Origin of the sequence: Acinetobacter sp. YH12151 (assembly GCF_013418355.1) — a bacterium.
Classification (GTDB): domain Bacteria; phylum Pseudomonadota; class Gammaproteobacteria; order Pseudomonadales; family Moraxellaceae; genus Acinetobacter; species Acinetobacter pseudolwoffii.
The window spans coordinates 1-10,474 of the sequence record NZ_VPCG01000024.1; the positions used below are offsets into that span (position 1 = coordinate 1).

The following is a 10,474-nucleotide window of genomic DNA, read 5'->3' on the forward strand; positions in this document are numbered from 1 at the left end:
TATAGACCCTACCTCGTCTATCAACATCTAGGACCAGAACAACAACTTTATTCTCCATGACTTGATATACCAATCCAAATTGATCAGTAATGTCCTGGAAGCAGCACAGATCCTTCCAAGCATCTCTTTTAATACAGCTATTGATACAGTTATCGAAACAACAAAACAAACGATAAAATATAAGCAATTACCTACTCAAAAAGCTCAACAACCAAAAGCCGTGAGCCAATTTGATTGCATGCCTTTATAGACCCTACCTCGTCTATCAACATCTAGGACCAGAACAACAACTTTATTCTCCATGACTTGATATACCAATCCAAATTGATCAGTAATGTCCTGGAAGCAGCACAGATCCTTCCAAGCATCTCTTTCAATACAGCTATTGATACAGTTATCGAAACAACAAAACAAACGATAAAATATAAGCAATCACCTACTCAAAAAGCTCAACAACCAAAAGCCGTGAGCCAATTTGATTGCATGCCTTTATAGACCCTACCTCGTCTATCAACATATAGGACCAGAACAACAACTTTATTCTCCATGACTTGATATACCAATCCAAATTGATCAGTAATGTCCTGGAAGCAGCACAGATCCTTCCAAGCATCTCTTTCAATACAGCTATTGATACAGCTATTAAAACAACAAAACAAACGATAAAATATAAGCAATCACCTACTCAAAAAGCTCAACAACCAAAAGCCGTGAGCTATAGAGGGCTTTGTTGCACAAACCTATTCATGACGGCTTATTCAGCAAAGCCAATATTTTGAGCGGTCAGATTCGCATACCATTGATAATCTACATAGCCTTTGTCAAAGACCACAATACTGCCAGAGGGAAACTGGAATTTTCGGCCTTGTACCATGTCATTTTCTTTACCATTTTCAACTGCAACAAACTCAGGAATATGATTGCTGTGATTCAATCCTATGCTGAGTTTCATGCTGGCTTTTGAATCATGAACTTTGGCCCATGCGCACAAGGAAAGCGACAGATCAATGTGACTGGCATCCAGGGAATACAGAGGATTCTTGAAGCGAAATTTATGGGCTACTTTTGATTTTTCACAGTATTGCAGTAATTGATGAAACATCTGTTTATACAAGGCAGCAGGTTGCTCCTCGTTGATTCGTGCCAGCGTGCTTCGGGGAATAGACTTTGCTCCGAGATGATTAAGCTTTTCCTGCTGGGACTCAAGATTGGATTGAATATCCCGTAGGCTTTGTCGGCAGGAAAGTTGGGACATTAACAGGGCAATAAACTGATCCCATCGAGAAGCAGATCTGAATTTCTGCCCAACATGATGTTGTTTAGCAAGCCGTTCAAAATCTTGTCGTAAGACTGGTTTAATTAACTGATGAAATACGGTATTCTGATGTGACAAAACCTGAATCCTGGTCGTTAAAGTGTTTGTTTGCACTCATATTTTAACTGTTCGGACTCAGGTTTTTTTATTTAAATCAAACTATGGGACAGCAGTGGCTTACAGCTCCCTTTTTTGTTGTGTAAACCCCAAATAGAAATGTCCGCTTGTAGAATCTGCGCTTTTGCTATTATCGAAGCGGACGGTTTATATCATCAATGCTGAAATTAAAAATCTAGATCATAATCACGATTTGGCTGCTTTTCAGGTTCATAAGTTTGCTCTAAGACATCGCTTTGAGGAGTCGGATTAGGCTTTTTCACCTCGTGGATATGGCTCTTTATGTTCTCAAAACTCTCTAAACACGATTGATATGACGCTCTTTGATGTTTCAAATGGTCATTTTGAGGCTCTAAAATAATTTCACATTTCAGATAGTTAAGCATGCGTTGGTCGTTTTTGATGATCTCCTCGATTTTGTCATAGTCCCATGTATTGATCATTCTGCTTGCTTGGCTGATGTATTTCTCCAAGTTTTGAGCTTTTTTCTGCACACAACCAATCAATTGCAATAGATTATTATCGTTGTATGCTTGCTGTTGTTGGGCTGAAAGTTGTTTGTGATCAGCAACGTAACCAGGGTAATAAGCGTCAATTCTCAAGTCACGGAAATCTGTAGCCGGCTTTGGCTTGGGTCGAATTTTAGCGACTAGGGGTTCTAGTTGTTCAAGTTGTTGATTAAGGTCATTAATCGTTCTACAGTTTCCCCAAGCGTATTGATCTGCTTGCTTTGCATCTCCAAGTCTGTGTAAAAGTCGGTGGGTAGCTGCAATTGCAAGATGGTTGAGAGTGCTGTCTCCAGGTCTGTCTGCTGTGTGTCTAGCGTCTGTTGAATGGATTTTAATTCGATCTTTACCAGGTCGCTGACAATGCTGTTTAAATCCAGTTGATTTAATGCTGTCGTTAATTGCATTTGTAACTGGGTTCTCAAGTTTTCTTGAAATGCTTGCTGTAATTGCTCCGAAAATTCGCCCTGCTCGAGCTTTGAAAGTTCTACTTTCATAGCCAAAATCAAGGCTTGTTGAGCTTCTTTCTCTGAGTTCAAGTTGTTGATTTTGTCCTTTAAACTCTGCTCTACTTCGCTGTAAGTGGTCAAAATATTCTTTAATGAACTGACCTGTTGACTCAAGGCTTCGTTTTGTTCTGCTAACAAGCTGTTTTGTTGACTCAACAAGGCGTTTTGCTCTGTCAAAAATTGGTCGATCTCGGTCTGCATAACTTATCTCCGTATGCTGTTTAGGTAATTGAGTTGGCTCTGAATTGTTTGTGAATTCTGTTGAATCATTTCTTTTTGTGCTTGGATGGTTTTTAGGTTTGTACTGAACTGATAGATCGTATAAAAACTGATTAAAATCATCAGCCCCCCAAAAACTGTACTCGCCCATGTCATGTATTTGGCTTTTTGAGAGTTTAATAGCGACTGAATTCCGGTCTCTATTAGCTCGCTTTGGCTCTCTTCTATCGCCTGCTTCACTTGGGCCTGGACTTGGGCTTGGATGCTCTTCTGATCTATCGAAATGCTGCCAATTGCTTTGTTGATTTCGGTCTGCAGCGATTCGATTGAGACTGAAAGCCGTTGGAGTTTCGATATATCTGTATTCGATATCTGCTCGTGGATTGCTTTTAACGCTACTAGATAGTCCATTGTTGCTTCTTGCAGCACTTGTGGTGATAGATTCCCCACCTCGGTCAAAATCGAGCTTAGATTGGATTCTATGGATCTTGTCGTACTCTCTATCCCGTTTAAAAGGGTGGTACTGTTCATGATAGGCAGCTCGCTTTGCTCGATAAGTTTCTCGAAGTTGATCAGCGTCTGTGAGAGCAGCTGCAAGCTCACGATCAGTTGGTTTATTTGATTCTGCCTCTCGAAGGCGCTCTGCATAAGCTCCAAGTTCGAATTTTTCATCGTAAAACGCCCCTTTTAGTCGGTGTTTGTCATTGTTGTTTAGGCGATGAGATCAAGATGCGAGAGCAGCGTAGTGTCACGCAAGGTAAAAAGCTCATGGAGATGCTGAGCTCTGCGATCAAGGGCTATCAGAACAAGGTACTGACTGCAGCCGAAGTGATTGATGAGCTCATCAAGTTGGCTAAGGCAATCCAAGAGTCAGACAAAATGGCAGAGGAACTCAACCTGACTGAATATGAATATGCGTTCTATTCAGCAGTTGCAGACAATGACAGTGCTAGAGAGTTGATGCAAAAAGAGATCCTGCGCGAACTCGCTGTTGTGCTGACTGAGTCTATTCGTAAGAACGTAACCTTGGATTGGACCATCAAAGAAGCTGCCAGGGCGAAGCTGAGAGTCATTGTGAAGCGTCTACTCAAGAAGTATGGCTATCCACCTGATATGGCTTTATTGGCTACTGAGACTGTGCTTGAACAGGCTGAGCAATTAGCAGAAGAGCTCTCTGCTGCTTAATTTTTTGCAATCAAATTACAACTATTAAAAAACTAGATTAGTTGTTTTAAACAACTAATCTAGTTGTACATCACATCTCAAGACCTAACTCTTTGAGGACACTAGAATACTTTCTGACAACCTCGGGATCTTGTAGTTCAATCAGGAGCCTTTTCTCTAGATCAGCATAGCTTTCCCCTACTGCAGCTTTTTGGCTTGCAAATGGATCATGGTGAGCTAGCTTGTTTGCAAAGAATTGAATCTGCTTGTCTGTTAGCTTCTTAGCTTTGCTGTGCGTGACTTCCTTAGGTTGTTGCTTAGTTATGAACGTAAATGAGAAACCACCGATCATACGTCCAGTTTTATGTTGCTCCATAATGGGATTATTAGATTTGCACTGAAGAAGTTAAAGGAAGAATGAAACTAAATAGAAACCAATTTGAAACTAATTTAGTTGTAAATTGGTTTTAATATACAGGCTGTACTAGATTAATCTAGTACAGCCTGTATAAAAATTAATGGCTAATGATATCGAGAATTTTTTTCCATAAAATCTCAACGACTTCTTCCTGACTTATATCATGCAGGTAAACTTCCGAAATTTCTTGTTGAAGCCACTGCTCTAATTTCTCTTGATGTGAAGAGTGACTTGAATATCCATTCAATCCAAAGTAAGTGATCATCTTATTTGATGAATTTCCAGAATCGTAACTCATAAAATCATACAGCTTCTGTAAAACAGATTTAATGACCTCTTTCTGAAAACTCTTCCGGATTTTTTCCTCTCGGTACATCAAGTCTAAGTTATTGTGGGTTAAATACACATTTGGCATAAATTTATCCTTGTAAAGTAAAGGATCACAAGAACTAGAAACAATGAGGATATAGATAACTTTACTTTCGATATCTACTATGAAAAAATCCCTACGCTAACCTACCAAGTGGCGTAGTTTATTGCCTCATATTCTTATGATCGTAATAAATGGGAAAAAGAGTTTTTAAAGCTCTTTTTTTTAAACAATTTTTTTGGTAACCAAACTGGTTACCAAAAAAATTAACTTGTTTTATGAAGGTTGTCAATCATATAATCCATACAAATAGCTATTTTTTTTTGAGACACTTCAATGGATGAGTTTGTTGCATTCCCTTCTTTTGGCTATTTCTTTGAAAATAGCGACACGGGTATTTCTGATAAAGATTTTGAAAAAATAAAATATGAAATCAATGACTTTGATATCATTGTTGGGAATGAAATAAACTCTTTACATAGACTTGTTTCGCAATCCAAAGAGTTTGATCTGATTGTTATAAAACCAGAGATCGATTTTTTTCTTTTTGTGGGGCTCTTTAAAAACAAAGATTCTGTACTTAAACATTACCGTCAATATTTTGAATTATTGAGACAATTACTTACTGATAACGGTAGTCTATATGTACATGTTTCCAATCTTCACCTAATGAGTGAATTCCAAGTAATATTAGATAAAGTTTTTGGTGAAGCTAGGTGTGTGAATCAAATTTTACTAAAAACCCATAATTCTTCATTTAAAGCATCAAAAGGTTTTACTAAAACCGCTCATGAGGTAATTCTTTTTTATACCAAAACAGATAACTTTATTTGGAATGATCTGGTCCAGACAATCACAGATGATAATTTAGCTAAAAAGTTTCCTCATGTGGATGCACTGGGGCAATTTAGACTCATGCCTTTACATGTTCCTGGTGTACGAAAACATGGTGAAACTGGTAGACAATGGAGGGATATGAATCCACCCGAAGGTAAGCACTGGCGTTTTTCTCCAGAAAAAATGGATGAACTTGATCAACAGGGCCTTATTCATTGGTCAAGAACAGGTAATCCACGTTTAAAGGATTATGTTAAAAGTGATACCGGTGTTAGATATACAGATTATTGGGACTTAGCATCAGCAAAAAATTCAACATACCAAATTAAAAATCTGCAGAAAGCCTATGAGGTTATTATTAAATCCAGTACCAATGAAGACTCTTTAATATTGGATGCTTTCAGCTTTGATAGCGTCTGTTTGAATGCGGCAAATAACTTAAATAGAAAATGGATTGCAGTAACACCTAATATAGAGTCCTTTTTATTTACATTACGTTATTTGGAAAAAGACTTTTGCTCGAAAAATTTGGCAAGGGCTATTACAACTCCAGAATTTATCTCCAATGAGTTCGCTAATCCTAGCCCTGTGTATAAGGTACAAAATAAAAATTTCGGACATTTAAGTCTTTTAAATAACCTTAGATTCATCTTAAATAATTAAATTTGTGGAAAAAACTTTAAGCTGCTGAACAGCTCAAGCTATAGCTAAATTCTAAAAAGATCAGCACATAAAAATGCCTGTAAAATCCATTTTTATAGGGTTTTAGGTGTGCTGATAAATTCAGTATTTAGCTATATCTTCTTATGAACATAGTTTGATTTTTACTGTCATATTGTCCTATACCCTAAAATTACATTTTAAAAGTTCTTAAAAACATGTACCATTTAAATGTTTTTTAATCATAAGTAACATGTAACTTTGGTATTAAAGATTTATAATTTACGAAATTGTTCATTTTTATCCAATTGGAGCGTAAAAAGTGAAAGGCCAAAAAGTAGGCTATGTGCGAGTGAGTTCGGTCGAGCAAAATACGGGACGTCAACTTGAGGGAATTGAAGTCGACCGGATTTTTGTTGACCGTGCTTCAGGTAAAAATACCGACCGACCGAAATTTCAGGAAATGTTGAATTATGTCCGGGAAGGAGACCGGGTGATAGTACATTCCATGGATCGTTTTGCGCGAAGCTTAAAAGATTTGGTGACTGAAGTGGATAAACTGGTCAAACGAGGGATTGCCATCCAGTTTGTAAAAGAAAATATTACTTTTACGGCCCAATCCACCCCGATGGATAATTTGATGCTGCAACTGATGGGTGCTTTTGCACAGTTTGAACGTGAGATCATTTTAGAGCGGCAAAAGGAAGGAATTAAACTTGCCTCTTCTCAAGGGAAGTACAAAGGCCGGGTACATAAATTGAAACCTGATCAGGCTGAAGCTTTGCGACAAGACTGGAAGGAAGGGAAGTACCCTTCAAAAATGGCATTAGGCCAGGCATTTGGAATTAGTCGCCAAGCGGTATATCGGTATTTAAAAGCCGGGAAATAACTCAATTGAAATTGGCGACTATATTTAGTTTAGCTTATGAAAATCGTGAAACGTTGATTAAATAATAAGTGCAGAAAGCAAAGAGTTACTAATTTTATACAATATAAGTTTTTGATTTATAATTAATTAATTAACTCGATTGCAATCTAGCTTTTTCAGCAACGATTTATCTTTTTTAAAATAGTATTAATTTATTTTTTTGAGAACAAACCTTAACAAAATTACAAGTTTGTAATTTTGTCGTCATTCGGATGTATATATTTACTCATTATTATAAGTAAAGATTTTTTTGGTCCAAGATATGATCAGATTCAATAATATGTACATGAAGATTATTTTAGTTATTTTTACTATAGTTTTTTCAACCAGTAGTTTTGCTGATGGGGGACTCCGTTTCTTAGAGAAAAATTTAGAAATAATTAACAAATAATTAACATAGTAATTTAAATTAAAAAGTGATTTATCAGGTGAATTTTAACTATATAAATAATTTATTTAATTTAATAAACCTTTCATAAATCATTTTTTGCTCAGTTCTATGTTGTAAATTCCAGCAATTATCATAGCCACGCGGCTGTTACTGAAGAGAATAGTAAGAAGCTAATATTTACTGTAGGTTTGACCACTACGTTTTAATCGTAGAAATTATAACCGTTTTTATTACTCAAAGTTTAACTTTTGTGATTATCTAAAAACACATAGCGGTCGAATGGCCATATTAACTGACTTAAAATCAGTCGCATACTTTAATGTAGCGGTTCTGATAGCACAAAAGTTCGCAGCATGAAAACGGAACCGGCATAATTGATTTATAGTGAACCCATACACTAAGCATAATGATTTAGAGGACGATAATCCCAATGAAAAAATTCCTTTTAGGAGCTGTTGCCGCATCTGTTTTGGCCTTTTCAGGCAATGCTATGGCCAATTTTGTGGCAGGTCAGGACTATCAGGTGGTTGCAAAACCAGTCAAAGTCGAAAAACCGGGCAGAATTGAGGTACGTGAATTCTTCTGGTACGGCTGTGGTCACTGTTTCGCGCTTGAACCACATATGCAGGGCTGGTTGAAAAAATTACCAAAAGATGTACGTTTTGTACGTACGCCGGCTGCAATGAATCCACTCTGGGAGCAGGCAGCGCGTGCTTATTATGTGTCTGAAGCATTGGGTGTGCGTCAAAAAGCACATTTACAATTATTCCATGATATTCATGATAAGCAACGTCCAATTTTAGAACAGGCGCAATTGGCCAAGTTCTATACCCGCTATGGTATTCCTGAAGCGAAATTTAACAGCACTTATAAATCTTTCCCGATCACTTCGAAAATTGCCCAAGCCAAAAATCTGGCTGCTCAGTATCAGTTAAGTGGTGTTCCGGCAGTGACCGTGAATGGTAAATATATTGTGCAGGGTAATGATGCCAAAGTCATTCAGGTGGTGAATTACCTGATCGAGAAAGAGCGTAAAGCCAAATAAGACGCGATTGATTATCTCTAAAAAAAACCTGCATCGAATCTGCAGGTTTTTTTATTTAAACTGGAGGAATGGTTATTTACGTCCTGACTGCCGGATCTGGTGTTTCTATCGGCGGGCGATACCAGTGTAAAATTCCTCGGAATAAGAGCTGCATCTGCAACACGCTTTGCGCTTTAAAGTAATGAATTTTCCTTTCTATTTCAACACGCAGAATTGCCGAGGCGCCCCGACGCTCTACAACAAACAAATTCTAATCTAAGATTTACATAAATAGACTGATAAAGTTTAAAAGGAATAAATATTAATTTAAACAACATGGAAATTCTTGTTAATTTCAACAGAAATATGAACAATCTCTTCATGAATTGACAAAGCTTTACGAACTACCTCTGCTGTTAAGGAGTCATTAACTGTATTTAGGGATAAAATACATGAAAATTTACTTCTACCTACTTTCCAGACATGCAGATCAGTAATCGTAATTTGGTTATCTAATTCCTCTACAACTTCCTGAATCTCCTTTACTACAGGATGTTCCATCTCTGCATCAAGCAATGTTTTACCTGTTTCTCTAATCAATCCCCAAGACCATTGTGCTACAAGCACTGCACCTACGATCCCTAGAATTGCATCTAAAAAATCCCATCCAAAATACTTCCCTGCGAAAAGTGCAATAATCGCTAATACAGAAGTTACTGCATCTGCTACTACATGAAGAAAAGCGGCTTTCTGGTTTAAGTCATGGTCATCATGAGAGTGATGATGATGGTGGTGGTGACCATTTTCACGTAGTAACCAGGCACAAATAAAATTAACGATCAAGCCAACAATCGCAATTGAAATTGCCTCGTTGTAGTGAATATTCACAGGATTGAATAAACGTTCTATCGATTGAACACCCATGAATACAGCAACAACCATCAATAAAATGGCACTCGAATATCCAGCTAAGATTTCTATCTTCCATGTACCGAAACAGAATCTCTGATCACGAGCATATTTTCGAGCCATTTTATAGGCAAAATAAGCTAAGCCCAATGCCAACATATGAGAACTCATATGCCATCCATCAGCCAATAAAGCCATGGAATTAAAGAACCATCCTCCAAAAATTTCAAACACCATCATTACACCAGTGAGGATGGTTGCGATTAAAATTTTCTTTTGTGCTAAAGGATTTCCTTCGTCAAATTGATGCGAATGGTCACTTTTAACATTATTTAGATATTACATTTTATTGCACCACAATTAATACTCCCCCATAGTATATGTTCTTGAGGTTGAATAGTATGTCTCACTTAAATCAGAACAAAAAAATTTTAAATCGGATTAGACGAATTCAAGGTCAAACTAATGCCCTTGAACAGAATATTTTAAATTTTGAAAATTCTTGTATTGAGGTATTACAGCAAGTTGCAGCAATTAAAGGTGCGATAAATGGCTTAATGAATGAGTTAATAGAACTTCATCTTAGAGAACATGTACTCGGTGATACTGAGAAAATAAAGGAAAAAGAACTAAATGAATTTTTAGCTTTAGTTAAACGCTACTTATAACTTTAAAGCACAGTCTTTTAAATAAAAAACTGTGTGCGCACCTATTAATGACAGTGGTAATCACCAGTTTTACTGTTGGTATGACAACCCTGTGAGTTCGTTCCCCCAGAATGAGCATTCGCATAGGTAAATGACATGCCTATAAAGCATATTAATAAAATTCTTTTCATCTTAATCCCTCTCAAATAATTAGAATATCAACTGTATGATATTTAATAAAAGCCAACATGGCTTAGACTATTTCCAAATATATAAAGTAAAGCCAACAAAACTTTAAATGTATATAAAAAATGGTTAAATAATTGCAAGGGGGGGCGAATTCAAACATGAGGTGCGACAGTTTGAAAAGTCTTATGATAATCAACAAGCTGAGCAAATTTCTCTAATGGTGTAAGCCAATCTAACGCTTTTCTAGGACGAGTATTCAGTGACATGGCAA

At 36.9% G+C, this 10,474-nt stretch carries 7 protein-coding genes and 7 pseudogenes; 6 read left to right on the plus strand and 8 right to left on the minus strand.

Annotated features, from left to right (window positions below; all coding sequences use genetic code 11):
• Positions 1 to 763: 763 nt before the first annotated feature.
• Together FTU82_RS09955 and FTU82_RS09960 are read right to left on the minus strand one after the other, a co-directional pair.
• Positions 764 to 1,393, minus strand: a pseudogene (locus tag FTU82_RS09955) (IS4 family transposase); the annotation flags it as partial.
• A 1,258-nt stretch (positions 1,394 to 2,651) separates the two neighbouring features.
• Entirely contained in the window at positions 2,652 to 3,338 is a 687-nt protein-coding gene (locus FTU82_RS09960) for a hypothetical protein (RefSeq protein WP_100355863.1), read from the minus strand.
• Positions 3,339 to 3,377: 39 nt separating this feature from the next.
• Here FTU82_RS09960 and FTU82_RS09965 point away from each other — a divergent pair.
• Positions 3,378 to 3,851: pseudogene (locus tag FTU82_RS09965) on the plus strand (type I restriction enzyme endonuclease domain-containing protein); the annotation flags it as partial.
• A gap of 70 nt (positions 3,852 to 3,921) precedes the next feature.
• Here the strand turns inward: FTU82_RS09965 and FTU82_RS09970 are convergent.
• Both FTU82_RS09970 and FTU82_RS09975 read right to left on the minus strand, forming a co-directional pair.
• A pseudogene (locus FTU82_RS09970) lies at positions 3,922 to 4,203 on the minus strand (RepB family plasmid replication initiator protein); the annotation flags it as partial.
• 142 nt (positions 4,204 to 4,345) lie between these two features.
• Positions 4,346 to 4,663 carry a hypothetical protein gene (locus tag FTU82_RS09975; protein WP_100355864.1) on the minus strand — a complete coding sequence of 106 codons (318 nt, stop codon included), beginning with the start codon at positions 4,661 to 4,663 and terminating at the stop codon, positions 4,346 to 4,348.
• Between the two features lie 291 nt (positions 4,664 to 4,954).
• Here FTU82_RS09975 and FTU82_RS09980 point away from each other — a divergent pair, with 291 nt between their 5' ends.
• The 4 genes and pseudogenes from FTU82_RS09980 to FTU82_RS09990 all read left to right on the plus strand — a co-directional run bounded on the left by FTU82_RS09980 (position 4,955) and on the right by FTU82_RS09990 (position 8,479).
• On the plus strand, positions 4,955 to 6,118 hold the full coding sequence (locus tag FTU82_RS09980) for a DNA methyltransferase (RefSeq protein WP_100355865.1): 1,164 nt from the start codon (positions 4,955 to 4,957) through the stop codon (positions 6,116 to 6,118).
• 319 nt (positions 6,119 to 6,437) lie between these two features.
• Positions 6,438 to 7,004, plus strand: coding sequence for a recombinase family protein (locus FTU82_RS09985; protein WP_004812033.1), 567 nt, complete (start codon positions 6,438 to 6,440; stop codon positions 7,002 to 7,004).
• A 561-nt stretch (positions 7,005 to 7,565) separates the two neighbouring features.
• Positions 7,566 to 7,687 (plus strand): annotated as a pseudogene (locus tag FTU82_RS16420) (cation transporter); the annotation flags it as partial.
• 177 nt (positions 7,688 to 7,864) lie between these two features.
• On the plus strand, positions 7,865 to 8,479 hold the full coding sequence (locus FTU82_RS09990) for a thiol:disulfide interchange protein DsbA/DsbL (protein WP_004281236.1): 615 nt from the start codon (positions 7,865 to 7,867) through the stop codon (positions 8,477 to 8,479).
• A 76-nt stretch (positions 8,480 to 8,555) separates the two neighbouring features.
• Here FTU82_RS09990 and FTU82_RS16425 read toward each other — a convergent pair.
• Together FTU82_RS16425 and dmeF are read right to left on the minus strand one after the other, a co-directional pair.
• A pseudogene (locus FTU82_RS16425) lies at positions 8,556 to 8,657 on the minus strand (TetR family transcriptional regulator); the annotation flags it as partial.
• A 128-nt stretch (positions 8,658 to 8,785) separates the two neighbouring features.
• Positions 8,786 to 9,688: pseudogene (gene dmeF, locus FTU82_RS09995) on the minus strand (CDF family Co(II)/Ni(II) efflux transporter DmeF); the annotation flags it as partial.
• Between the two features lie 80 nt (positions 9,689 to 9,768).
• Between dmeF and FTU82_RS10000 the strand changes: the two are divergent.
• Positions 9,769 to 10,035, plus strand: a complete 267-nt coding sequence (locus tag FTU82_RS10000) for a metal/formaldehyde-sensitive transcriptional repressor (RefSeq protein ID WP_087011439.1) — start codon at positions 9,769 to 9,771, stop codon at positions 10,033 to 10,035.
• Positions 10,036 to 10,079: 44 nt separating this feature from the next.
• Here FTU82_RS10000 and FTU82_RS16430 read toward each other — a convergent pair whose 3' ends face one another.
• Positions 10,080 to 10,205, minus strand: a complete 126-nt coding sequence (locus FTU82_RS16430) for a YHYH domain-containing protein (protein ID WP_094148905.1) — start codon at positions 10,203 to 10,205, stop codon at positions 10,080 to 10,082.
• A 150-nt stretch (positions 10,206 to 10,355) separates the two neighbouring features.
• Positions 10,356 to 10,474: pseudogene (locus FTU82_RS10010) on the minus strand (IS30 family transposase); the annotation flags it as partial.